Source organism: Streptomyces sp. NPDC003635 (genome assembly GCF_053587635.1).
In genome coordinates, this window is record NZ_JBSFOK010000027.1 from 15,472 (window position 1) to 37,888 (window position 22,417).

The 22,417-nt window shown below is 71.7% G+C and carries 22 protein-coding genes; 8 read left to right on the plus strand and 14 right to left on the minus strand.

Annotated features, from left to right (window positions below):
• Positions 1-1,419: a GH39 family glycosyl hydrolase gene (locus ACWDRW_RS24100; RefSeq protein WP_451726093.1), complete on the minus strand. Its 1,419-nt coding sequence runs from the start codon at positions 1,417-1,419 to the stop codon at positions 1-3.
• A 142-nt stretch (positions 1,420-1,561) separates the two neighbouring features.
• Here ACWDRW_RS24100 and ACWDRW_RS24105 point away from each other — a divergent pair, with 142 nt between their 5' ends.
• Both ACWDRW_RS24105 and ACWDRW_RS24110 read left to right on the plus strand, forming a co-directional pair.
• Positions 1,562-2,656 carry a DUF5925 domain-containing protein gene (locus ACWDRW_RS24105; protein ID WP_451726094.1) on the plus strand — a complete coding sequence of 365 codons (1,095 nt, stop codon included), beginning with the start codon at positions 1,562-1,564 and terminating at the stop codon, positions 2,654-2,656.
• A gap of 15 nt (positions 2,657-2,671) precedes the next feature.
• Positions 2,672-3,442, plus strand: coding sequence for a DUF72 domain-containing protein (locus ACWDRW_RS24110; RefSeq protein ID WP_451726095.1), 771 nt, complete (start codon positions 2,672-2,674; stop codon positions 3,440-3,442).
• 66 nt (positions 3,443-3,508) lie between these two features.
• Here ACWDRW_RS24110 and ACWDRW_RS24115 read toward each other — a convergent pair whose 3' ends face one another.
• The gene (locus tag ACWDRW_RS24115; RefSeq protein ID WP_451726096.1) at positions 3,509-3,880 is read right to left on the minus strand and encodes a GntR family transcriptional regulator; all 372 of its coding nucleotides are present in this window, start codon (positions 3,878-3,880) and stop codon (positions 3,509-3,511) included.
• A 72-nt stretch (positions 3,881-3,952) separates the two neighbouring features.
• Here ACWDRW_RS24115 and ACWDRW_RS24120 point away from each other — a divergent pair, with 72 nt between their 5' ends.
• Positions 3,953-4,885 (plus strand): N-acetyltransferase family protein, encoded by a 933-nt coding sequence (locus tag ACWDRW_RS24120; RefSeq protein ID WP_451726097.1) that lies wholly within the window; start codon positions 3,953-3,955, stop codon positions 4,883-4,885.
• Positions 4,866-5,366: a DUF402 domain-containing protein gene (locus tag ACWDRW_RS24125; RefSeq protein ID WP_451726098.1), complete on the plus strand. Its 501-nt coding sequence runs from the start codon at positions 4,866-4,868 to the stop codon at positions 5,364-5,366. The genes ACWDRW_RS24120 and ACWDRW_RS24125 overlap by 20 nt, the downstream gene beginning before the upstream one ends.
• Here the strand turns inward: ACWDRW_RS24125 and ACWDRW_RS24130 are convergent.
• Positions 5,363-5,977, minus strand: a complete 615-nt coding sequence (locus tag ACWDRW_RS24130) for a class I SAM-dependent methyltransferase (RefSeq protein ID WP_451726099.1) — start codon at positions 5,975-5,977, stop codon at positions 5,363-5,365. The genes ACWDRW_RS24125 and ACWDRW_RS24130 overlap by 4 nt on opposite strands.
• Before the next feature lie 113 nt (positions 5,978-6,090).
• Between ACWDRW_RS24130 and ACWDRW_RS24135 the strand changes: the two genes are divergently transcribed.
• On the plus strand, positions 6,091-6,228 hold the full coding sequence (locus ACWDRW_RS24135; RefSeq protein ID WP_451726100.1) for a hypothetical protein: 138 nt from the start codon (positions 6,091-6,093) through the stop codon (positions 6,226-6,228).
• A gap of 10 nt (positions 6,229-6,238) precedes the next feature.
• Here ACWDRW_RS24135 and ACWDRW_RS24140 read toward each other — a convergent pair whose 3' ends face one another.
• Positions 6,239-6,688: a GNAT family N-acetyltransferase gene (locus ACWDRW_RS24140; protein ID WP_451726101.1), complete on the minus strand. Its 450-nt coding sequence runs from the start codon at positions 6,686-6,688 to the stop codon at positions 6,239-6,241.
• Positions 6,689-6,858: 170 nt separating this feature from the next.
• On the opposite strand from ACWDRW_RS24140, the gene ACWDRW_RS24145 reads away from it, so the two are divergent.
• Complete coding sequence (locus ACWDRW_RS24145) at positions 6,859-7,872, plus strand: lytic polysaccharide monooxygenase auxiliary activity family 9 protein (protein WP_451726102.1); 1,014 nt, start codon at positions 6,859-6,861, stop codon at positions 7,870-7,872.
• Between the two features lie 57 nt (positions 7,873-7,929).
• On the opposite strand, the gene ACWDRW_RS24150 is transcribed toward ACWDRW_RS24145, so the two are convergent.
• On the minus strand, positions 7,930-8,790 hold the full coding sequence (locus ACWDRW_RS24150) for an esterase/lipase family protein (protein WP_451726103.1): 861 nt from the start codon (positions 8,788-8,790) through the stop codon (positions 7,930-7,932).
• 145 nt (positions 8,791-8,935) lie between these two features.
• The gene (locus tag ACWDRW_RS24155; protein ID WP_451726104.1) at positions 8,936-9,382 is read right to left on the minus strand and encodes a MarR family winged helix-turn-helix transcriptional regulator; all 447 of its coding nucleotides are present in this window, start codon (positions 9,380-9,382) and stop codon (positions 8,936-8,938) included.
• Positions 9,383-9,469: 87 nt separating this feature from the next.
• Here ACWDRW_RS24155 and ACWDRW_RS24160 point away from each other — a divergent pair, with 87 nt between their 5' ends.
• Positions 9,470-9,844: a cupin domain-containing protein gene (locus tag ACWDRW_RS24160; RefSeq protein ID WP_451726105.1), complete on the plus strand. Its 375-nt coding sequence runs from the start codon at positions 9,470-9,472 to the stop codon at positions 9,842-9,844.
• Here the strand turns inward: ACWDRW_RS24160 and ACWDRW_RS24165 are convergent.
• The 3 genes from ACWDRW_RS24165 to ACWDRW_RS24175 are packed head-to-tail and all read right to left on the minus strand — an operon-like array spanning position 9,822 to position 15,407.
• On the minus strand, positions 9,822-10,961 hold the full coding sequence (locus tag ACWDRW_RS24165; protein ID WP_451726106.1) for a DUF7639 domain-containing protein: 1,140 nt from the start codon (positions 10,959-10,961) through the stop codon (positions 9,822-9,824). The two genes, ACWDRW_RS24160 and ACWDRW_RS24165, sit on opposite strands and share 23 nt — an antisense overlap.
• 34 nt (positions 10,962-10,995) lie before the next feature.
• On the minus strand, positions 10,996-11,970 hold the full coding sequence (locus ACWDRW_RS24170) for a DNA polymerase Y family protein (protein WP_451726107.1): 975 nt from the start codon (positions 11,968-11,970) through the stop codon (positions 10,996-10,998).
• Entirely contained in the window at positions 11,967-15,407 is a 3,441-nt protein-coding gene (locus ACWDRW_RS24175; RefSeq protein WP_451726108.1) for a DNA polymerase III subunit alpha, read from the minus strand. The genes ACWDRW_RS24170 and ACWDRW_RS24175 overlap by 4 nt, the downstream gene beginning before the upstream one ends.
• A 133-nt stretch (positions 15,408-15,540) precedes the next feature.
• On the opposite strand from ACWDRW_RS24175, the gene ACWDRW_RS24180 reads away from it, so the two are divergent.
• Positions 15,541-16,575 (plus strand): DUF3533 domain-containing protein, encoded by a 1,035-nt coding sequence (locus tag ACWDRW_RS24180; protein ID WP_451726109.1) that lies wholly within the window; start codon positions 15,541-15,543, stop codon positions 16,573-16,575.
• 57 nt (positions 16,576-16,632) lie between these two features.
• On the opposite strand, the gene ACWDRW_RS24185 is transcribed toward ACWDRW_RS24180, so the two are convergent.
• The 5 genes from ACWDRW_RS24185 to ACWDRW_RS24205 form a co-directional block, all read right to left on the minus strand.
• Positions 16,633-17,715 (minus strand): S1 family peptidase, encoded by a 1,083-nt coding sequence (locus ACWDRW_RS24185; protein ID WP_451726110.1) that lies wholly within the window; start codon positions 17,713-17,715, stop codon positions 16,633-16,635.
• A gap of 277 nt (positions 17,716-17,992) precedes the next feature.
• The gene (locus tag ACWDRW_RS24190) at positions 17,993-18,916 is read right to left on the minus strand and encodes a slipin family protein (RefSeq protein WP_451726111.1); all 924 of its coding nucleotides are present in this window, start codon (positions 18,914-18,916) and stop codon (positions 17,993-17,995) included.
• Positions 18,917-19,073: 157 nt separating this feature from the next.
• Positions 19,074-19,982, minus strand: a complete 909-nt coding sequence (locus ACWDRW_RS24195; RefSeq protein ID WP_451726112.1) for a S1 family peptidase — start codon at positions 19,980-19,982, stop codon at positions 19,074-19,076.
• Positions 19,983-20,227: 245 nt separating this feature from the next.
• Positions 20,228-21,079 (minus strand): S1 family peptidase, encoded by an 852-nt coding sequence (locus ACWDRW_RS24200; RefSeq protein ID WP_451726113.1) that lies wholly within the window; start codon positions 21,077-21,079, stop codon positions 20,228-20,230.
• Between the two features lie 156 nt (positions 21,080-21,235).
• Positions 21,236-22,411 (minus strand): DUF5685 family protein, encoded by a 1,176-nt coding sequence (locus tag ACWDRW_RS24205; protein ID WP_451726114.1) that lies wholly within the window; start codon positions 22,409-22,411, stop codon positions 21,236-21,238.
• Positions 22,412-22,417 lie beyond the last annotated feature (6 nt).

A 22,417-nucleotide genomic window follows, 5' to 3' on the forward strand; every position in this document is an offset into this window, starting at 1 on the left:
TCAGGTGGCTCGCTCGAGCCACCTGACCTCGTACGCCTGCAGCTTCAGCCGCTCACCGTCGACCGTCGCGGTCGCGGACCGGTCCAGGGTGTTGACGACCAGGACGGTCTCGTCGGTGGCCAGGACTTTGATCCTCGGGGAACTCGACACCACGGTCCGGTACTCGGTGCCCGGCGGGAACTCTGCGGCGAACCGGGCCAGCAGGTCGTACATCGGCAGCCGCTGCCCGCCGCCGGCCCCGCTGGTCGGCGTCCAGAGGCAGCCGGGGCACTCGGTGCCCTCCTCGGACTCCGGGTTCCAGTAGAAGCCGGAGGTGGCCCCGCCCTTGGCCATGGCGATCAGTCCGGCGGCGTGCACGGCGGCCCGGCGGGTCTCGGACCAGCCGTGCCGGTTGTCGTCGCCGTCGCCCGGCTCGACGTAGTACTCGGCCCACCACAGGGGCAGCTCGCCACCGGTCTGGTCCCGCACCCACTCGCCGACGGCGGTGAACTTGTCGGTCGCCGCGAACTCGTCGGGCAGCAGCTCGTCGTCGCGGGTGTAGCTGGAGCCGTCGACGACGACGAAGTCCGCGCCCGCCTTGTGCTCGTTCCAGTAGGAGAAGGCGTCCAGGACACGGCGGTCCATCGCACCCCAACTCCCCTTGAGAGCCGGGGAGGCGTGCTCCTCGCGGGGATCGAGGCTGTCCATCACCAGATAGGGACCGCCGACCATGATCTCCGGGTTGACCTTCTTCAGGGCCCGGTGGACGAGGTTGTAGAGCTGGGTGTAGCCCTCGTAGTCCCAGCGAGCCTCGGCGTCGTTCCAGAAGCCCTTGAACTCGTTCCAGACGATGAAGTGCCGTACGTCCGGATAGCGTTTGGCGACCGTCGCCGCGAGCGCGGCGAAGTCGTCGAAGTGCTCGGGCTCCGGCGCGGTCTCCAGCGCCGCCTGGCTCCAGTCGGTGTCGTCGACCCCGGCCTCGCCGCCCTTCATCCAGTCCGGGGCGCAGCACAGGGTGACCACCGGGGTGCCGCCCGAGGCCCGGACGAAGTCGATGCGGCGGTCCATGGCCTCGAAGTCGTAACGCCCGGGCACCGGCTCGGGGTTGTCGGCGCCCCAGCCCATGAGGTGCTGGATCTGCGCGAGCCCGGCGTCGGCGAGCCGCTTCTCCACGCGGTCCACGGCGGCCGGGTCGCCCTCGTCGGCGCTGAACTGGGTGTGCGTGAACCCCCAGCCCACCTCCGGATTCGTCGCGTTCGGCGTGGCGGTCGGGGTGCCGTGCACCTTGTCGCCGTCGCGGGTGGTGCCCTCGGTGCTCGCGCCGTTGCCGGGAAGCGTGTTGAGCAGGGTCACCACCAGGGCCAGAGCGGCCACCCCCACACCGAGCAGCGCGGTGAGCCGCCACCGCCGTGCCCCCGAATTCCACCCATGTCGTCCCATCGAGGGCAACGGTAACCGTGTGGCGGGCGCGAGGGCAGGGTTCCGCTGTGAACGGTCCGGAAGCTTTTCCGAGCGGCGACCGATGAGCGACGTCAGGGGGAAATGCCGTGCGCGAAGGGCGTTCGTGGCGGATCATGGCGACATGTCTGCGAACCCACACGACGCTCTGCCGATCCGGCTCAACGTCGACGACAGCGACTCCCCGTCCGATGTCGTCGACGCGCTGTTCCTCGGCCGCTTCGCGACGGGCGAGCAGCCTTACTCGCACGCGGCGAACATCGACCGCGTACGCTCCGGGGCGACCCTCCTCCCGCCGGGCGCGCGGGTGCTGCGAGTGGCCCGCGACGACGACCGCAGCGCGACCCTCGCCGAGGGCGACGGCTGGACCGTGCTGGTCTCCCGCTGGAACCGCGGCGCCGACGTCACGGTCACCGCGACCACGGCGGACCTGGCGAAGAAGGTCCTCGACCAGGCGACCGACGGCGCGGCGGACGAGCCCGAACCCCAGCCGGAGAACGTCACCATGGGCTTTTGGTACGTCTCCCCCAGGCGCGGCCCGCACCGCACCACCCGGCAGATCTCCGCCGGCACCTGGGAGGAGGTGCGGGCCAACTACACGGCGCCGGTCGCGGACGCGATGGACGGGCTGATGAAGACGACCCCGGAGGACATCGCGGGCCGACTGCTCCTGCTGCACGGCCCGCCGGGCACCGGCAAGACCTCCGCGCTGCGCACGCTCGCCCGTTCCTGGCGCGACTGGTGCCAGGTGGACTGCGTGCTGGACCCGGAGCGGCTCTTCAGTGACGTCGGCTACCTGATGGACATCGCGATCGGCGAGGAGGACGGCACCGGCAAGGGACGCTGGCGGCTGCTCCTGCTGGAGGACTGCGACGAGCTGATCCGCGGCGAGGCGAAGCACACGGCGGGCCAGGCACTGTCCCGGCTGCTGAACCTCACCGACGGGCTGCTGGGCCAGGGCCGCAATGTCCTGGTCGGGGTCACGACCAACGAGGACCTGGAGCGCCTCCACCCTGCCGTGGTCCGCCCGGGCCGCTGTCTGGCCCGGATCGAGGTAGGCCCGCTGACCAGGGCGGAGGCGGTGGGCTGGCTGGGCACCGAGGAGGGCGTGGGCCGCGAGGGCGCGACACTGGCGGAGCTGTACGCACTGCGCCGGGGCACGTCCCCGACGTCGCTGCCGGAGCCGCGGCCGGGGGCGGACGCGGGCCTGTACCTGTAGTGCTTTGATGGTCGTATGACCATGTTGGTCGGCACGTCCGGATGGCAGTACAAGGACTGGCGGGACGTCCTGTACCCCTCGGGCTGTCCGCAGCGGCTGTGGCTGGAGGAGTACGCGGCGGCTTTCGCGACGGTCGAGCTCAACAACGCCTTCTACCGGCTGCCGTCGAGAGAGAACTTCGCCTCGTGGCGGGACCGGGTGCCCGACGACTTCGTGGTCGCCGTCAAGGCCAGCCGCTACCTGACCCACATCAAGCGCCTGCGCGAGCCCGAGGAGCCGGTGGAGCGCCTGATGACGCACGCCGAGGGCCTCGGCGCCCGCCTGGGCCCCGTCCTGCTCCAGCTCCCGCCGACCCTGCGGGCGGACCCCGGCCTGCTGGACGCATGCCTGTCCTGCTTCCCCACGGGCACCCGGGTGGCGGTGGAGCCGCGACACGACTCGTGGTGGACGCGGACCGTACGGGAGGTCCTGGAGGCGCGGGGCGCGGCCCTGTGCTGGGCGGACATCCAGGCCCGCCCGGTCACCCCGCTGTGGCGCACCACCGACTGGGGCTACGTCCGCTTCCACCAGGGCAGGGCCCAACCGTGGCCCAGCTACGGCCGGCAGTCCCTGAAGACGTGGGTGGGCCGGATCGCGGACACCTGGCCCGACAGCCGGGACGTGTACACGTACTTCAACAACGACCCGACGGGGGCGGCGGTGCGGGACGCGGCGACGTTCGCGAGACTCGCGGGGAAGGCGGGCCTCACGGTGACCAGGACGCCGGACCAGGTCCCCGCATCCTGACCGGCCTTCCTCCGTCCGCCGCGACGGCGCTCGGCCACCCAGGAGCCCGGGCGGCGCCGAACGGCCTCAGTCGGCCTCGTACGCCGCCCGCAGAGCATTCCGTACGGCGTCCAAGGCCTCCCCCTCGCCCAGCCCCAACCGCCGCACACGCTCCGCGTACGCCTGAGCCGCCGACGCCGCTTCCCGCTCCGCGGCCGAGCCCGCGGCGGCCACGAAGGTACCGTTGCGCCCCCGCGTCTCGATCACCCCGTCCGTCTCCAGCGCCCGGTACGCCTTGGCGACGGTGTTCGCGGCGAGCCCCAGCGACTCGGCGAGCCCGCGCACCGTGGGCAGCCGGTACCCCACGGGCAGCACACCCGCACGCGCCTGCTCGGAGATCTGCGCCCGCACCTGCTCGTACGGCGGCGCGCTGTCATCGATGTGGATCTTCAAGGTCACGCAGGCGATTGTCCCGTACCCCGCGGAAAATAAGAGGCACCCCGGCACACCCCGCCCGTAACGTGCGGCCTCATGACAGTCATCGTTCGCGAGATCAAGCCCGACGCACAAGCCGACCTGGAGGGCTTCGCCGCCGTCCGGCACAGGGCCCTGCCCTTCTACGTCATCACCCCGGACTCCCTCGCCTACGACCTGGCCCACTTCCACCCCGACGCCCGCTACCGCCCGCTCCTCGCCGAGGCGGACGGGGAGATCATCGGCACCGCGCAGGTCGGCCTGCTCCACGAGAACCCCAAGCCGCTCCAGGGCTTCGTCAACGTGTACGTACGCCCGGACCAGACCCACCGCGGCGCCGGCTCCGCCCTGGTCCGCGCCGCCGAGGAGTACCTAAGCGGGCTCGGCGCGACCCGGCTGCTGTCCTGGGTCCTGGACGAGCCCGGCAACCGCGCCTTCGCCGAGGCGCACGGCTATCAGGCCGGCCGTTCCTCGCACTTCCAGCGACTCGACCTGACGAACGGCGCGCTTCCACCGCTCCAGGACCCGCCGCCCGGCGTCGAACTCCGCCCGGCCGCCGCCTTCGCCGACGACCCACGCCCGGTGTTCGACCTGGACGCCGAGACGACGGCGGACGAACCCAGCGAGGCCGGTGTCGCCGAGCTCTCGGACTACGAGGCGTGGCTGGCCGACACCTGGAACCACCCGCTGACCGACCTCGAACTGACCACCGTCGCCCTGGTCGACGGCCGCCCCGCCGCGTTCAGCGCCGCCCGCACCGACGGCGGCACCCGGTACGCCACCGGCATGACCGGCACGGGCCGCGCCTTCCGCGGCCGAGGCCTGGCCAAGCTCGCCAAGAACGACTCCCTGCACCGGGCACGCGCGGCCGGGTACACCGAGGCGTTCACGGGCAACGACACCGGCAACGAGCCGATGCTCGCGATCAACCGGTGGTTCGGGTACGAAGTCTGCGCCACGGAGGTGCGCTATGTCCGCGAACTCGGCTGAGCCCGGGGCCCGGATGCAGGTCGTCCTGGTCAAGGGCGGCCGTACGAAGATCAGTTACCCGGCGGAGCTGCTCTCCGACGACGGCAACCGGATCGCGGTACGCGCGCCCTGGGCCGGCGACGAGCCACGTGACTTCGGCTTCGTCCGCTTCGAGCAGGGGGACGTGTTCACCGAGTACTACTGGCGGGACCGCTGGTACTCGGTGAAGGAGGTCCGCGCCGCCACGGGCGCCCTGAAGGGCTGGTACTGCGACATCACGCGCCCGGCGACCCGCTCCGGCGCCGAACTGGTCGTGGAGGACCTCGACCTGGACCTCTGGCGCTCGGCCGACGGCACGGACGTACGGCGGCTGGACGAGGACGAGTTCGAGGAGAGCGGTCTGCGCGAGCGTGACCCGTCCGCCGCCGCGGCGGCGGTGGCCGCGCTGGACGAGCTGGAGGCACGGGCGCTCAAGGGCGACTTCGGCTCCCTGCTGGCCTAGACGATCGCCACCACGGCGTACCGCTCGTCCGAAACGGCGTGCCCCCACAGCGCGGGGTCGTCGGACAGCCGCTCCGCGCGCACCTCGACGGCGAGCGGGGTGAGCAGGCCGACGAGGCGGTCCGCCGGGATCCCCACCGGGCTCACGCTCCCCCACACCCCCTCGACGAGCACGAGCCGTCCCCCGGGGCGCAGCAGCCCGCGCCAGTGCCGCAGCACCCGGCCGGGGCCGGGCAGCGTCCACAGCACATGCCGGACGAGCAGGACGTCGTAGCGCTGCTCCCCCACCGGTGGTGCCGCCGCGTCACCGACCAGGAACGCGGCGTCACGGCCAGCGAGCTTGGCGCGGGCGAGGCCGACCATGGCCGCGGAGCTGTCCACCCCGGTGACGCGGTGTCCCTGTTCCGCCGCGAGCAGCGACAGGCTGCCGGTGCCGCAGCCGAGGTCGAGGACGTCGCTCGGACGTCCGGGGAGCCAGTCGCGGAGCCGCAGGGACCAGGCCCGGCGTACCTCGGGGTCGCGCAGTCCGTGGTCGGGCTCGTCGTCGAAGGAGGGTGCCGCCGCGTCCCAGTCGGTACGCGGTGCGGTCGCGTCGTCACGGTGGAGTGCCATGCGTCCGAGAGTGACACGCGCCACTGACAGAACGGTCGTCGATGAGGAACCCTCGCCAAAAGGGTCTACCTCCGTGAGAACGCGGAACTCGGTAGGCACTGAAGGAGGCAGCCATGCGCCGCACCACCGTGCAGAAGCCCCTGAGGAAGAGCGACTCGCGCCGGATGACCCGCGAGGAGGCCGACGAGCGCCCCGCGGGACGCCCGGAGGTCCGCAAGGACATCGCACGAACATGGTGGCCGGACGGCTGACCGGCACCCTTCAGCTCAGTCGCTTGCGATAGTGGACGCGGTCGTAGGGCCCGTCCACTCGGCGTTCCACGAGCTCATAGCCGAACTTCGGATAGATCTTCTGGTTCTCCCACATCTTGGCGTTGGTGAACAGCCGCACCTCGGGCAGCCCGAGGGCACGCGCGTGCGCCTCCACGAACTCCAGCAGCCGCCGCCCCACGCCCTGTCCCTGGGCGTCCGGGTGGACGGCGATGTTGTCGAGGTAGAGATGGTCCGCGTGCTCCTCGACCTCCACGAGGCCGACCACCGGGTCCCCGGTGACGAACACCTGCCCCGCCGCCACGTTCGCCGCGTGGTCCCGTTCCATGGGCTGCGGCACCACCCCGATGCGTTCGATGTAGTGGTGGTACGCGGCATCGGTCACGCTCTTCACGGCCGCCACGTCGGAGCTGTTCGCGGGCCGGATCTCCTCGTTCGCCATGGCCCGCACCGTACCTACCTGAGCGCAGTCTGAGCACTCCCTTAAAGGGACCATAAGGATCTCCGTCACCCGCCTCCAGCAGGCGATTTCGCGGTTCTCTCGGGCTAGCTTGCTGATCGCCCCCACGGGTTCCCGACCAGCAACCGACGACCGTTTCCCAGGAGTTCCGCATGCCCGCACGCCGTAGGGTCGCCACCGCCGCCACCGTCGCCGCGGTCGGTGTCGCGCCGCTCGCACTGACCGCCCTCGCCGCCGCGCCCGCGGCCGCGCACGGGTCGATGGGCGACCCGGTCAGCCGGGTGTCGCAGTGTTACGCGGAGGGCCCCGAGAGCCCGAAGTCCGACGCCTGCAAGGCGGCCGTCGCGGCCGGCGGCACCCAGGCGCTCTACGACTGGAACGGCATCCGCATCGGCGACGCCGCCGGCCGGCACCAGGAGCTGATCCCGGACGGCAAGCTGTGCAGCGCGGGCGCCGACGAGTTCAAGGGCCTGGACCTGGCCCGAGCCGACTGGCCGGCCACGAGCGTGAGCAGCGGCTCGTACACCTTCAAGTACCGCGTGACCGCCCCGCACAAGGGGACCTTCAAGGTGTACATCACCAAGGAGGGCTATGACCCCGCCCAGCCGCTCGGCTGGGGCGACCTGGACCTGGCGAACCCGGTGGCGACGGTGACCGACCCGGCGGCGTCCGGCGGCTTCTACACGTTCTCCGGCACTCTGCCGAACCGTTCCGGCAAGCAGGTCCTCTACGCGGTCTGGCAGCGCTCCGACAGCCCGGAGGCGTTCTACTCCTGCTCGGACGTCACCTTCGGCGGAAGCGGCGGCGGCAGCGGCAGCGGCTCCACGACCGGGGAGTCCTCCCCCGCGCCCACCGCCTCCGCGCCTTCCGAGGAGCAGATCGAGGACGGCGCCGAGGAGTCGACGGTCGAGCACGGCGGCCACGGCGACCAGGACGCGAGCACCTCGGCCGAGCCGGTCGCGGAGAACGGTGGAGGGGAGAAGTCTTCGGCCGCCGCCAACCAGCCCAAGGCGGCCGGTGCCACGGAGAACCTCGCCGAGACCGGCGGCGACAGCAGCACCTCGTACATCGCGATGGGCGGCGCCGCGGCGCTGGCGCTCGGCGCGGCGGCCCTGTTCATGTCGGTCCGGCGGCGTGCCGCCGGCGGTGCCCGGCACGGTCGCTGACCTCAAAGGCTCCGGGGCCTGACCGGCGGCTCAGGCCGGTCAGGCCCCGGCGGTGTGTCAGCTGAACACCGACGCGCAGGTGGTGGGGGTGGCCCGTGCCGGATCGAGGGCGTTGGCCACCTCGTGGAAGGCGATCCGGTCGATCAGACCGATCGCCACATGCTCGGAGAGGTCCACCGGGCACAGGTCCTGGAGCAGCACGTTGCGTACGTTCGCGCCGTCCAGGAACTGGCTCCGGTACGGCGTGACGACCTGGTCGTACTTGGTGGCGAGGACGGTGTACTTGACGCCGGGCACGGTGTCGCCGCCCGCGTTCAGTTTGGTGAGGAAGGCGGAGCCGACGATCTGGTCGGCGAGGCCGGGCGTGGCGGTGGAGAGCAGGTCCTCGGCGCCCGGGAAGTAGGGCAGCAGGTTGGTGAGGCCGGACAGGTTCGTGCCGTGGTTGTCGGGTGCGATGCCGACGAGGGCGTTCACCTCGGCCGCACCGCCGAGGAACTTCAGGTAGTAGCGGGGCATCATGCCGCCCTGGGAGTGGCCGACGAGGTCGGCCTCGGCCGCGCCGGTCGCGGCGAGCACCTTGTCGACGAAGGCGTCCAGTTGCTCCGCCGACCTGTCGATCGGGCCGAGGCCGTGGAAGAACGGCACGCCGGACAGCTGGCCGTAGTCGAGTGAGAAGACGCAGTAGCCGCGCTTGGTCAGATAGGGCGCGAGGCCCAGCCAGTTGTCGACGGAGTTGCCGAAGGTGCCGTGCACCAGGACGACGGGGCGGGGGTGGGCCGTGGAGGGCTTGCAGGAGTAGTTGTTCCAGCCTGAGCTCGGCGCGTCGGCGGCCTGGGTGGCGGAGGCGGGGACGAGGGCGACCGCGGCGGCCAGCAGCAGGCCTACGGCGGGTCTGAGCAGTCTCTTCCAGGGCAGCATCGGGTGATCTCCTTGCGGCTCAAGGGAGTTGCGATGGCTTTACGCCCTGTGATCCGGATCACGGGATGCTGTTCACTTGTCAAGTTACGGACGAGTAGTTCAAGGGGGAAGTTACGCGTCAGTAAAAACTTCCAGTGATAACCAGTCACCAGACGGGGCGGATGGGCCCGCTGGGCGCGATGCGCAGCAACTGATGTGCCACCGCGCGCATTTCCCCGTCCCCCACCAGCGCGCTCCACTCCTCGACGACCTCCGCGGCCGCCTCCTCCGCGGCCCGAGTGCAGGCCCACCCGCGCTCGGTCAGGACGATCAGCCGGGCGCGCGCGTCCCGCGGATGGGGCCGTCGCTCGACATACCCCCTGCGCACCAGCTCGTCGACGAGCTGACTGGCGGCCTGCTTGGTGACCCCGAGGTGCGCCGCGAGATCGGTGACCGTGGCGTCGCCCTGGGCGAGCCGCGCGAAGGCGAACCCGTGAGCCGGCCGCACCTCCTCGAACCCGCGCGCGACGACGCTGTCGTTGATCCGCCGGGTGAGGTCACCGGCGGTGGCGAGCAGGGCGTAGGTCAGGGCCAGGGCTTCGGAGTTCTGCACGTGCGCATTGAAACACCTTGACGAACAAGTCAAGAAGCTTGACCATATAGTCAAGCTACTTGACCAGTCGAGGGAGACGACCTGCTCATGCCCGTGATCCGCTCCTCCGAGGCCGTGGTCCACGAGATCCACGGCGCCCGTTTCGTCTCGTACGCCACCCCGCTCACCGGCAGCAAGGAGCTGTGCGCCTGGCGCGGCGAGGTCCCGCCGGGGACCAAGGCGCCGGCGCACACCGTGAACAAGGAGGAGATCCTGCACGTCCTGATCGGCACGCTGCGCGTCACCCTGGACGGCCGCACGGACGACATGGCGGCGGGCGACACACTGATCATCAACCCCGGTTCGACCCTGGCCGTCGAGAACCCGACCGATCAGACCGCGCTGACCTGGGTCACCACGTCCATCGGCCTGGAGGCGGAACTCGCCGACGGCACCCGGGTCACTCCGCCGTGGGCCAACTGACCGACGCCAGCAGCAGTTCGGCGCGGATCAGCTCCAGCAGCCGGCCGACCCAGTTGCGGCCCCGGTCGTCGCGGGCGTCCGTCCAGTACGGCGCCTCCGAGAACCCGGTGTAGCTGATCCGCGCGTCGCCCGTGCCGAGCAGTACCTCGGCCAGTTCGGGGTGCTGGGTGAACTTGGCGCGCAACAGCCCGGCCATGACCGCCGGACGCAGCTCGGGCCAGTCGTCCCGGCGCGTCGCCCGGCCGCCCAGCTCCTGCGCCTCGTCCGGGGTGGCGGCGGCGCGAACGCGGTCGTGGTCGGCCGGGTCGGCCGTGGAGAGGGCCCAGTAGCCGTGCAGGACGGAGGCGTAGGTCCGGCCGTCGAAGTCGATGGCCACGGGGTAGTCGTTGCGCAGGACGAACAGCCCCGGCTCCGCGGGCCAGCCGCGCGGGTACACGACCTGGTGGGAGACGAGCGCGGGCCGCCCGGGTCCGGCGGGGTCGTCGGCGTGCAGCACGGCCTCCCGCTCCTGGGACTCCCGTACGGCCTCGTCGCCGCGCCGGAAGTACTCCAGCGCCTCCCGGTGCAACTCGGGGGTCGCGGTCGGACCGTCCCCGTCGACGGGTGCACCGATGTCCGTGACCAGGATCCGCAGCGGGCGGTCCTGCAGATCCATGTCCCCCAGGACGTAGATGCGCAGGTGCGCCGGCACCGCCAGGTACGCCTCCCTGAGCAGAGCGCGGTTCGGCTCGGACGGCTCCGCCCGAAACCGCCCGATCGCCTCCTGCAACCGGTCCCAGGCGGTAGGTCGTCCGCTCAACTCCTCGACCTTGTCGGCGACTTCGCGCAGGAAGCTCTCCGGCGTACACACTTCGGGGCTACGGGACTTCCACTTGGGCGCATCGGCGGGCCGGTCGGGAGCACCGGGATCCCGCGCAAGGATCTCCCCGGAACCGATCAGCTCCGCCAGCCCTTCCAGATCGGTCCGCGCGGCCCCCCGAACGACACCGTCCGCGAAGACGACGAGGTCCTCGACCACGTACTCCCCGTCGTACGGAGCTTGCCGCCACACATGGCACCAGGCCCCGTCGATCCTCTCCCCGTCAACGACCCGATGGGTCGGCCCACTCCAGCTCATACGGGCCACGCTATCCCGCGCGACGAAGGCCGCCTCAGGCCGCCAGCGCCCCCGGCATCACCGCCGTGGGACCGAACTTGGCCCGGAGGCGGTCCGCGACCGCCTCGATCCTGCGCACCTTCTCGTCGACCGGGTCGAAGGTGAGCTGGTGGGAGGACTGCTCGGCGGAGTCCAGGCCCTCCGCCCGCAGGACCAGCGCCCGTACCCGCGCCCGCTGCAACCCCAGCGCCTCGTACATGCCGTAGGCCACCCGGGTCAGCGCGGGCGAGTGCGCGGTCGGTTCCTTCAGGGTCCGGCTGCGTGAGGTCCCGGAGCGGTCGGCGTAGCGCACCGTGAGCGTCAGCGCTCCGCACACCTGGTCCAGCGCCCGCAACCGCGCCCCCAGCTCCTCCGCCGCCGAGAGCAGGGCGCGCCGATGCCGGTCCCGGTCCAACTCGTCCCGGTCGAAGGGCCGTTCCGTCATGAGCGAGCGCGCCACCGCGTTCGGCACCACCCGCCCGCGGTCCACCCCGTTCGCCTTCTCCCGCAGCTCGCGGCCCGGCTTCGCGCCGATCAGCCGCTGCAGGGTGGACAGCGGCGCGGCGGCGACCCGGCCGAGGGTGTCGAGACCGTACTCGCTCAGGGTCCGTGCCGTCGCGGCCCCCACCCCCGGCAGTGCCGTCACCGGCTTCTCCGCCAGGAACTCCACGATGCGGTCCGGCTCCGACGGCACGACCCGGGTCACCCCGGGCCGCGCCTCCCGCAGCGCCATCCGGGCCAGCATCGTGCCCGGCCCGGCCCCGATCGCACAGTCCACCCCGTGCAGCGCGAGCGCCCGCACCCGGATCACGGAGGCCAGCTCCACCGCGTCCCGCCCGAAGTACCGCTCGGCGCCCCGCAGATCGACCAGCGCCCCGTCCGGCGGGAGGGCCTCCACCACGGGCGTGAACTCCTCCAGCAGGCCGAGCAGCCCCGGCAGGGCCGCCTCGTACATCGGCGGCAGCTGGAAACGTACGCAGAGGATGGTCATCCCGCACTCCCCGGACTCTGATGCCACAACTTCCGTGTCTGCGAGGGCTCCTGACCCGCGGGACGCAGATCGGCCCACGGATGCATTTCGTAACCGGTCGGCATCTGGATGCGGCGGCCCCCGGTGGCGTCGCCGCCTCCCTCCGGCACCGGCTCCGCGAGTCGCGCCGCCACCACGTCGAGCCCGCCCCGCGCGCGCAGTTCGGCCAGCTCGGCGAGGTTCCAGGCGGCGGCGCCCACCACGCTGAGGCTGCGCGGCCCGCGCCGCTGCACCACCCCGCGCACCAGCAGCAGCCAGGAGTGGAAGACGGTGTGCGCGCAGGCGTCGTGGGAGTCGTCGAAGAAGGCGAGGTCGACCAGGCCCGTGCCGTCGTCGAGGGTGGAGAAGATGACCCGCTTGCCGGACCGGATCGGCGGGGTCTGGGTGGCCGCCTTGGCGCCCGCCACGAGCACCGTCTCACCGTGCCGTGCCTCTCGCAGCCGGCGCGCGCTGACCACGCCCAGCTCCTCCAGGAACTCCCGGTGGTCGTCCATCAGATTGCGCGAGGCGTCCATGGACAGCACCCCCAGCTCGGCGCTGAGCCGCTCGGCGGAGGACAGGTCGGGAAGACCGGCCGAAGCCGTCTTCCGCCCGCCGGCCAGCGGGAGTTGGCCGCCGCCCGATCCCCGCGCGCCCCGGTGCAGCTCGGTCAAGTGCAGTTGCAGATCACGACGGTTGGCGCCGAACGCGTCCAACGCGCCCACCTGCGCGAGCCTTTGGGCCAGCGGACGGCTCGGCCGGGCCCGCTCCCAGAAGTCCAGCAGCGAGGCGTACGGCTGCCCGTCCGCGATCCGCGCCGCCTCGGCCTCGCTGATGCCGTGCACGTCGGAGAGGGCCAGCCGCAGCCCCCAAATACCGGACACCAGTTCGATAGTGTGGGCGACTCCCGACGCGTTCACGTCCAACGGCAGGATCGGCACCCCCCGCCGCCGCGCGTCCGCCAGCAGCAGCCGCTTGGGGTACATCCCGGGATCGTGCGTGAGCAGCCCGGCGTAGAAGGCGGCCGGGTGGTGCGCCTTCAGCCAGGCCGACTGATACGTCGGTACGGCGAAGGCGACCGCGTGCGCCTTGCAGAAGCCGTACGAGCCGAAGGCCTCGACGATCTCCCAGGTCCGCTGGATCGTCTCCGCGTCGTACCCCTTGGCCGCCGCGTGCTGCGCGAACCAGAACCTGATCCGCCCCTGCGACTCCGGGTCGGAGAGCCCCCGCCGCACCCGGTCGGCCTCGGCCCGTCCGCAGCCGGTCATGATGTCGACGATGTCGATGATCTGCTCATGGAAGACGACGACCCCGTACGTCCCCTCCAGCGGCTCCTTCAGGTCCGGGTGCGGAAAGCGGACCGGCGCCCGCCCGTGCCGTGCCTCGATGAACGGCCGCACCATGTCGGCGGCGACCGGTCCCGGCCGGAAGAGCGAGATGTCGACGACGAGGTCGTGGAAGGTGGCCGGCTGCAGCCGCCCGACCAGGTCCCGCTGACCCGGCGACTCGATCTGGAAGCAGCCGAGCGTCTCGGTGGAGCGGATGAGTTCGTACGTCGCCGGATCACCTGGCGGTACGGCGTCCAGGTCGACCTTCTCCCCCGTCGCCCGCGCCACCTCCGCGACCGCGTGCGCCATCGCCGACTGCATCCGCACCCCGAGCACGTCCAGCTTGAGCAGCCCGAGATCCTCCACGTCGTCCTTGTCGAACTGCGACATGGGGAAGCCCTCACCGCTGGTCGGCATGACCGGCGTACGGCCGAGCAGGGAGGCGTCGGACAGGAGCACTCCGCAGGGGTGCATGGCGACTCCGCGCGGCAGGGCGTCCAGGGCCTCGGTCAGCTCCCAGAGGCGGCCGTACTTCTCCTTCTCCCCCGCGAGTTCCTTGAGTTCGGGCAGCTCCTCCAGCGCGGCACGGGCGTCCCGCGCCCGGATGTGCGGGAAGGACTTGGCGATGCGGTCGATGTCGGCGGGGTCCATGGACAGGGCCGCGCCCACGTCCCGGATCGCGTGCCGCACCCGGTAGGTCTCCGGCATCGCGACCGTCGCCACCCGCTCGGTGCCGAACCGGTCGATGATCGCGCGGTACACCTCGAGCCGACGCGCGGACTCCACGTCGATGTCGATGTCGGGCAGGACCAGGCGCCGCTTGGACAGGAAGCGCTCCATCAGCAGCCCGTGCTCGACGGGGTCGGCGTGGGCGATGCCGAGGAGGTGGTTCACCAGCGATCCGGCGCCGGAGCCGCGCGCGGCCACCCGGATGCCCATGTCCCGCACGTCGTCCACCACTTGAGCGACCGTCAGGAAGTAGGTGGCGAAGCCGTGGTGGGCGATGATGTCCAGCTCCCGGTGCATCCGCTCCCAGTAGGAGCGCCGCCCGGCGTACCCCTTCAGCACCATCCCCGCCGCCGCCCGCGAGGCGAGCACCCGCTGGGCGGTGCGGCGGCCCGCGCCGACGAGCCGCGGCTCGGGGAAGTGCACGCTGCCGATGCCGAGGTCGTCCTCGGGGTCGACCAGGCACTCGGCGGCCGTCGCCCGGGTCTGCTCCAGCAGCCGGTGGGCGGTGTCGCGCCGGAAGCCCGCGGCCTCCACGATCCGCTCGGCGGCGTGCAGCATGGCGCCGGGGTCCTTGAGCCAGGCCGCGCCGGAGTCCAGTTCCTTGGTGGGGTCGATGGGGACGAGCCGACGGGCGGCGTCCAGGACGTCGGCGACCGGGCCCTGGCCGGGGTCGGCGTAGCGGACGGCGTTGCTGAGCACCGGCCGGATCCGCTGCTCGGCGGCGAAGCCGACGGTACGGGCGGCGAGCCGCAGGGAGCCCGCGCCGGTGCCCTCGCGGCCGTGCCAGACGGCTTCCAGGCGCAGCGCGTCGCCGTAGACCTCCCGCCAGGGGGCCAGCAGCCGGGCCGCGCGGTCGGGGCGGCCCGCGGCGAGGGCGCGGCCGACGTCGGAGTCGGGGCCGAGCAGGACGGTGAGGCCGTCACCGTGGTTGGCGGACGAGGTCAGGAGCGGCGGCCCGTCACCGGAGTGTGCCGCCGTGACGATTCTGCAGAGGTCGGCCCAGCCGCGCGCGCCGTCCCGGGCGAGGAAGGCGACGCGGGGTGTCGACTCGTCGATGAAGGCACCCCCGCGGACGGGGGCGCGGCGCCTTTCGGGTCGTACGGGATCGTCCTGCCGTACGGACTCGTCCCGCCGTAGGGGCTCGAAGCGGTCCACGGCCAGTTCCGCGCCGAACAGCGGGCGCACCCCCGCCTTGGCGCAGGCCTTGGCGAAGCGGACCGTGCCGGCGACGGTGTCGCGGTCGGTGAGGGCGAGGGCGTCCATGCCCCGTTCGGCAGCGCGCTCGGCCAGCCGCTCCGGGTGGGAGGCGCCGTAGCGCAGGGAGAACCCGGAGACGGTGTGCAGATGCGTGAACCCGGGCATCCACACCTCCGATATCGAACATCTGTTCCCGACTGCCTCACCCCCACCATAGACCAAAACCCGAACACATGTACGACAACCGTTCGGCCCTCTCCCACCTGCGAAAACGTCCCCCGCCTCGGACTGTGGGGACATGACACGGAACAGCTTTCTCGGTGAGGTGAAGGACGCGGTGACCCCGCGGGCCACCCTGCTCGTCCTCGGTGTGATCGCCCTCCAGCTGCTGTTCATCACGTCCTACGTGGGGGCCCTGCACGACCCCGAACCGAGGGACGTACCGTTCGGGGTGGTCGCGCCGCAGGCCGTGGCCGAGCAGGCGGTGACCCGGCTGGAGCGGCTGCCCGACGAGCCACTGGACCCGCGTGCGGTGGCCGACGAGAAGACGGCCCGGGAGCAGATCCTGAACCGGGACATCGACGGGGCGCTGATCATCGATCCGTCCCGGTCGACCGACACGCTCCTGGTCGCGAGCGGCGGCGGTACGGTCCTGGCGACCACCCTGGACAGATACCTGACCGCCCTGGAGGCCTCCCAGCAGCGGACGGTCCGGACGATCGACGTGGCCCCGGCCTCGCCGGAGGACTTCGACGGCCTGTCCGCCTTCTACCTCGTCGTCGGCTGGTGCGTGGGCGGCTACCTGTGTGCCTCGGTCCTGGCGATCAGCACGGGCGCGCGGCCCGCGACCACGCGCCGCGCGATGATCCGGCTGCTCGTGATGGCGCTGGTGGCCCTCGTCGGCGGCCTGGGCGGCGCGGTGATCGTCGGCCCGATCCTGGACGCGCTGCCGGGCAGCGTGATGGCCCTGTGGGGGCTCGGCGCCCTGGTCGTCTTCGCGGTGGGCGCGGCCACCCTCGGCCTCCAGGGCATCTTCGGCATCATCGGCATCGGCCTGGCGATCCTCCTGGTGGTGATCGCGGGCAACCCGAGCGCGGGCGGCGCCTTCCCCCTCCCGATGCTCCCGCCCTTCTGGCAGGCGATCGGCCCGGCCCTCCCCCCGGGCGCCGGTACCTGGGCGGCCCGCTCGATCGCCTACTTCAAGGGCAACGACACGACGTCCGCGCTGCTGGTCCTGTCGGCGTGGGCCGCGGCGGGCATCGTGATCACGCTGGTGGCGGCGGGCCTGCGCGAGAGGCGAAAGGGCGAACGGCTGCCGACGGAGGTGCTGTAGGACGACGCGAAGTCCCGCCCCTCGCGCGCGGGGCGGGACTTCACCAAGCGGAAACCGTCAGCCGATCTGGGTGCCCGTCGCCGACAGGGCCTCCGTCACCGGCTGGAAGAAGGTCTCGCCACCGGAGGCGCAGTCGCCGCTGCCGCCGGAGGTGAGGCCGATCGCCTTGTCGCCGGAGAAGAGCGAGCCGCCGCTGTCACCGGGCTCGGCGCAGACGTCGGTCTGGATCAGCCCGTTGACGATGTCGCCGTTGCCGTAGTTCACGGTGGCGTCGAGGCCGGTGACCTTGCCGCTGTGCACCTGGGTCGTGGAACCGCTGCGGGTGACCTCCATCCCGACCGTGGCGTCGGCCGCGCCGGAGATCGCCTGCGTGGAGCCGTTGTAGAGGTTGACCTCGCTCGGGTGCTCGACCTCGCCGGTGTACTTCACCAGGCCGTAGTCGTTGTCCGGGAAGCTGGACACCTCGTTGGCGCCGAGCGCGTTCCCGCTCGAGTCCTGCCAGTTGGTGATGCCCTCGGTGCAGTGGCCCGCGGTCAGGAAGTACGGCTCCCCGCCCTTGACCACGTTGAAGCCGAGCGAGCAGCGGCCACTGCCGTCGGTGATGGCGTCACCGCCCGCGATGAAGGGCTTGAACTCCCCCTTGGTGCGCTGGAGTTCCGCCGTCCCGCCGAGCCCGTCGACGACCTTCGTGAGCTTCGCCCACTCGGCGTCGGAGACCGTGCGGTCGGCGGTGACCACGATTCTGTTGGTCGTCGGGTCGGTCGCCCAGGAAGTCCCGGGGATCGTCGCGTCCTGCTTCAGGGTGCCGCGCGCGCTCTTCAGCTCGGCAAGGGAGTTCGCCACGACCCGCGCCTTGGCGCCGGCCTCCGCGACCGTCTCGGCCGCGCCCTGGTCCAGCACGTTCACGACGAGGTTCTTGCTGCGCGCGTCGTAGTACACGCCGGCCGCGTCGGTGCCCAGATCCTTGACCAGCGTCGAGGCGAGCTTTCCGGCCGCCGTGACCGACAGGGTCTCGGGCTTGGCGGTCGTCGTCGACTCACTGGCGTTCGCAGTCTGGAAGGTGACTCCGGCGGCCACCAGCGCGGTGATTCCCGCGCCTGCCGCGACGGCCCGCCGCTTGGGTATGCGTCGGTGCTTCAACTCACGTCCTCCTGTGGGGGGTCGGTCCGGAGGCTGTGGGGGCCTCAGGAACCGGAAGGCGTACGGACACAGAGGCGGCGCACAGCAAAAAGCCGCGTCCGTGCCGGTTGATCGCCGCCCACTATTCCGATCCTCACAGGGGGCACACAAGGTCGACTTCAGGACGTACACACGGCCGTCACACCGCATCCCCGCACCCTTGACCGTGCACGGTCACCCCAGGCGGCTTCGCACTGCAAACACTACGAGCGAGTAACTCGTATGCGGCGCGTAAGGTCTACTCCTGTCTTGAATTCGACCCATCGGGGTCCGGATCCAAGAGGGGCGCGGCGAGCGGCAGTTGCCCAGGAGAGACAGAAGGCGCTTGCCGCTCGACGGCGGGCGGCGACGAAGGAGCAGGGACAGGAGCAGGGGCAGGAGCAGGGGCAGGAGGAGCAGTCGGCTGCGCGGCCCGCTCCAGGAACCTGAGCAGTTCCACCGGGAACGGCAGCACGAGCGTCGAGTTCTTCTCGGCCGCGACCGCCACCACGGTCTGCAGCAGCCGCAGTTGGAGCGCGGCGGGCGTGTCCTCCATCTGCTGCGCCGCCTCGGCGAGCTTCTTCGACGCCTGCAGCTCGGCGTCTGCGTTGATGACCCGCGCCCGCCGATCCCGCGCGGCCTCGGCCTGCCGGGCCATGGACCGCTTCATCGTCTCGGGCAGGGAGACGTCCTTGATCTCGACCCGGTCGATCTGCACGCCCCACCCGATGGCCGGGCTGTCGATCATCAGCTCCAGCCCCTGGTTGAGCTTCTCCCGGTCGGACAGCAGATCGTCCAGATCGCTCTTGCCGATGATGGACCGCAGCGAGGTCTGCGCCATCTGCGAGACGGCGAACCGGTAGTCCTCGACCTGCACCAGGGCGTCGGAGGCGTCCACGACCTTGAAGTAGACGACCGCGTCGACGCGCACCGTCACGTTGTCCCGGGTGATGCCCTCCTGGGCCGGCACCGGCATCGTCACGATCTGCATGTTCACCTTGTGCAGCCGGTCCACGAACGGCACGACCAGGGTGAAGCCGGGCCCCCGCACCTGGGGCCGCAGCCTGCCGAGCCGGAAGACGACCCCGCGCTCGTACTGTTTGACGACCCGCGCCGCGGCCATCACGTACACCGCTCCGACCGAGGCGAGCGCCGCGCCCGCCGCCACCAGTTCCTCGACCATCACGGCCCCCCGGGGTCCGACGTGGAGGCATCAGGTTGTCAGGTGCCCACCCGGTGTCTGCTTCGACGGTAACTCCGCGGTCCGGACGAGGGCGAGCCCCCGCACGACAGTTGCGTACGGGGGCTCGCTCGCTGCTGGCTGTCTGCCGACGGGCGTCCTAGAAGACGCTCATGCCATAGGCGTTCAGGGCCTCCACGACCGGCTGGAAGAAGGTCGTACCGCCGGAGGAGCAGTTGCCACTGCCGCCGGAGGTCAGACCGTACGCGGTGCCGTTGCTGCCGTAGAGCGGGCCGCCGGAGTCACCGGGCTCGGCACAGACGTTGGTCTGGATCATGCCGTAGACGATGTCGCCGCCGCCGTAGTTGACGGTCGCGTTCAGACCGGTGACGGTGCCGGTGCGGATGCCGGTGGTGGAGCCGTCACGGATGACGCTGGTGCCCACGGTCGGGTTGGCCGCGCGGACGATGTCCGTGTTCCCGGCGGTGCCCGACTTGGCGATCGTGGTGTTGGTGTACCGGACGAGACCGTAGTCGTTCGTCGGGAAGCTGGAGCCGGAGGTCGGGCCGAGGACCGTCGTACGCCCGGAGTTGGAGTACCACGTGCCCGCGCCGTCGGTGCAGTGACCGGCGGTCAGGAAGTAGTACGCGCCCGCGCTGTTGCGGACGTTGAAGCCGAGGGAGCAGCGCCAGCTACTCGCGTAGATGGCGTCGCCGCCCGCGATGTACTTCTGGAACTTGCCCGGGGTGTGCTTGATGGTCAGGGCGTCGGCGTTGCCGCCGGCCTGCTGCCGGATCTTGGCGATCTCGGCCTTGGAGACCGTGCTGTCGACGGTGACGACGACCCGGTTGGTCCTGCTGTCGACGGCCCAGGCGGTACCCGGCACGTCGGCCTTGAGCACGGAGGCGCTCGCGCTCTTCAGCTCGGCGGAGCTGAAGGTGGTGGGGGTGTCGGCCGCGTTCGCGCTGGGGATCGCGATGGCTGCGGCAGCCACGAGGCCGGTCGATACGGCGATCAGCCGGGTCCGTCTCGCAATGCCGCCGCGGGGGGTGGTGCGCTTGATCCTCACTTTTCGTTCCTCCACATGGGAAGTCGGGGGCCCTCGTGGGGTTTCGGGCCCGTGAGGCGCAGCCAGGGAGCCGGAACCGTCCGGATTCCGAACATGCCGTGCCCCTGACAAGCGCTGAGGGGGAGTATTCGGCCGCACGGCCGGTGGGCGCAAGGGCGCCTTTCGGCCGTGCAGCCTTCAACCGACTCCGGGACCCGTTGACGGAACCAGTGGATCCGGTGGAGGAGACAGCAGATCCGGCGGAACTAGTAGATGCTGACCCGGTACGCGCCGAGCGCTTCCGGAACGGGCTGGTAGAACGTCGTGCCGCCGGTCCGGCAGTTGCCGCTGCCGCCCGAGGTGATGCCGAGCGCCTTGGTTCCGTCGTACAGCGGACCGCCCGAGTCGCCGGGCTCGGCGCAGACAGTGGTCTGGATCATGCCCCGTACCGTGCCGCCGCCCTGGTAGCGAACGGTGACGTCGAGCGCGGTGACGGTCCCGCTGTGGGTGCCCGTCGTGGAGCCGGTGCGCTTGACGGACTCGCCCACGAAGGCGTTGGCGGCGGTGTACCCGCCGGGGTGGCTGAGACCGGTGTTGTCGTAGCGGACGAGGGCGTAGTCGTTGCCGGGGAAGCTGGCGCCGAGCGTCGGGCCGATCAGGGTGTTCTGGGCCTGGTCGGTGTACCAGGTGCTCACGGACTTGCCGCAGTGGCCGGCGGTGAGGAAGTAGTACGTGCCGCCGCTGACCACGTTGAACCCGAGCGAACAGCGGTACCCGCCACCGTAGATGGCGTCCCCGGCGGACAGCAGTGGCCGGAAGACGCCCTGGGCGCGGTCGATCCGTACGGCGCCCGCGTCGGCGCCGGCCGCCTTCTTGATGCGGGCGGTCTCGGCCGCGGAGACCGTGCTGTCCGCGGTCACGACGACTCGGCCGCTCGCCTCGTCGACGTACCAGGCGGTCCCGTCGACCGCGGCGGCCGCCACGGCCTCCTCGACCTGGGCGAGTTGCGCGCTACTGCGGGGAGCGGTGTCACCGGCGGCCGCGCCCGGCGCGCCGGCCAGGGTGGCGGCGACGAGCCCTGCGGCGACGGCGAGCAGTCTGGTGCGCTTGGTTCTCACTGGTCCTCCTCTTGGGAAGCGGAAGGCCCTACGGGGTGGGGGCCCGTGAGACGCTGCCGAGATGGCGTGTTCCTGACATGCACCGCAGTGAGGATGACTCCGCCCGGTCCCGTGCACAAGGGGCGCACAGGAAACTCCCGCGCGCCCCGGACGGTCTCAGCAGCTGCACCCGCAGTCGCAGCCGTCGCAGCCACAGCCGTCGTCGCCGCAGCAGTTGCTGCAGCAGTCACAGCAGCTGCAGCAGTCCCCGCACCCGCTGCAGTCGCAGTTCGCGCACAGCCCCTCCCGCCGCTGCCGGGACCAGGGATCCTCGAACTCCCCGCAGCACATCTGGCAGGTGCAGGCCAGCCCCAGCCATACCGCGCACCCCGCGAGCAGTCCCCGCCGATCCCGCCGAGGCGGCTCCGGAGGCAGCGGCGGTCCCCCCGGCCCCCCGGGCCCGGGCGGCGCGTACGGCCCCGCCATGTGGGAGCACGACGCCGATCCGAACGCCCGGTCCACCGACCGCCGCAGCTCGTGCACCAGCAGCAGATGGGCCAGCTTCGGATCCGTGAACTCGACCTCCCGCAGCGCCAGCCGGATGCCGTGCAGCGCGTCGTCGGCCAGCCGCCGCGCCTCGGTGAGCGATGTCCCGGTCGCCGTCAGCGGGTTCCAGGCACCCGACGCCGCGTCGGCTTCCCTGTCCTCCACGGCGTCCAGCAGATGCGCCAGCCGCCCGAACAGCCGCCCCGCCTCGGCGAGCGGCTCGGCGTTGCGCGGACGCCCCGCGAGCACCGCCGTATGCGCGAAGGCCGCCGCGGTGGCGGTCTCCGTCGGCTCGGTCACCACCAGCACCGAGGTCCCGGGACCCGCCAGCTTCTCGATCCCCACCTGCCGCTCCACCGCGTCGACCAGCAACCCGGTGTCGAACCCCACCGCGGAACCGCTCCGCGCCCCCGCGACCCCCCAGCTCGACGCGACCCGGCGCGCGGCCACCGCCACCGGGCGCCGCGCCAGCAGCCCGTCCCCGTCGGCCAGATGGTCCCGGACCTTCGCCGAGGCCAGCACCAGCGACACCGCCGCCGCCAGGCGTGCCCCTTCCCCTCGCGCGACGGACGCCGTGCGCATCCCGCGCAGCGGGCACGGCCCCGCCGTCCGCCGAAGCCCCTCGTCCGCGACCGCCTGAGCCTCCGTCAGAACCGAGATCAGCAGCCCGTCGTAGTTCGTCACCACCCGGGCGAACTGACCGTGGTCCCCGCGCAACGCCAGGCACAGACCGCACAGATGGGCCATCCACTGACCGGCCAGCCGCTCCCCGAGCCGATGCCGGCAAGGCCTGACTATTCCGAACACGACGCT

Excerpts from the sequence above, each read along its gene's own strand:
- ACWDRW_RS24165 (WP_451726106.1), bottom strand. The coding sequence starts at position 10,961 with ATGAGCTGGAGTGGGCCGACCCATCGGGTCGTTGACGGGGAGAGGATC.
- ACWDRW_RS24170 (WP_451726107.1), bottom strand. The coding sequence starts at position 11,970 with ATGACCATCCTCTGCGTACGTTTCCAGCTGCCGCCGATGTACGAGGCG.
- ACWDRW_RS24190 (WP_451726111.1), bottom strand. The coding sequence starts at position 18,916 with ATGGTCGAGGAACTGGTGGCGGCGGGCGCGGCGCTCGCCTCGGTCGGA.
- ACWDRW_RS24125 (WP_451726098.1), top strand. The coding sequence starts at position 4,866 with ATGTCCGCGAACTCGGCTGAGCCCGGGGCCCGGATGCAGGTCGTCCTG.
- ACWDRW_RS24160 (WP_451726105.1), top strand. The coding sequence starts at position 9,470 with ATGCCCGTGATCCGCTCCTCCGAGGCCGTGGTCCACGAGATCCACGGC.
- ACWDRW_RS24120 (WP_451726097.1), top strand. The coding sequence starts at position 3,953 with ATGACAGTCATCGTTCGCGAGATCAAGCCCGACGCACAAGCCGACCTG.
- ACWDRW_RS24130 (WP_451726099.1), bottom strand. The coding sequence starts at position 5,977 with ATGGCACTCCACCGTGACGACGCGACCGCACCGCGTACCGACTGGGAC.
- ACWDRW_RS24150 (WP_451726103.1), bottom strand. The coding sequence starts at position 8,790 with ATGCTGCCCTGGAAGAGACTGCTCAGACCCGCCGTAGGCCTGCTGCTG.
- ACWDRW_RS24180 (WP_451726109.1), top strand. The coding sequence starts at position 15,541 with ATGACACGGAACAGCTTTCTCGGTGAGGTGAAGGACGCGGTGACCCCG.
- ACWDRW_RS24100 (WP_451726093.1), bottom strand. The coding sequence starts at position 1,419 with ATGGGACGACATGGGTGGAATTCGGGGGCACGGCGGTGGCGGCTCACC.
- ACWDRW_RS24135 (WP_451726100.1), top strand. The coding sequence starts at position 6,091 with ATGCGCCGCACCACCGTGCAGAAGCCCCTGAGGAAGAGCGACTCGCGC.
- ACWDRW_RS24110 (WP_451726095.1), top strand. The coding sequence starts at position 2,672 with ATGACCATGTTGGTCGGCACGTCCGGATGGCAGTACAAGGACTGGCGG.
- ACWDRW_RS24175 (WP_451726108.1), bottom strand. The coding sequence starts at position 15,407 with ATGCCCGGGTTCACGCATCTGCACACCGTCTCCGGGTTCTCCCTGCGC.
- ACWDRW_RS24140 (WP_451726101.1), bottom strand. The coding sequence starts at position 6,688 with ATGGCGAACGAGGAGATCCGGCCCGCGAACAGCTCCGACGTGGCGGCC.
- ACWDRW_RS24145 (WP_451726102.1), top strand. The coding sequence starts at position 6,859 with ATGCCCGCACGCCGTAGGGTCGCCACCGCCGCCACCGTCGCCGCGGTC.
- ACWDRW_RS24105 (WP_451726094.1), top strand. The coding sequence starts at position 1,562 with ATGTCTGCGAACCCACACGACGCTCTGCCGATCCGGCTCAACGTCGAC.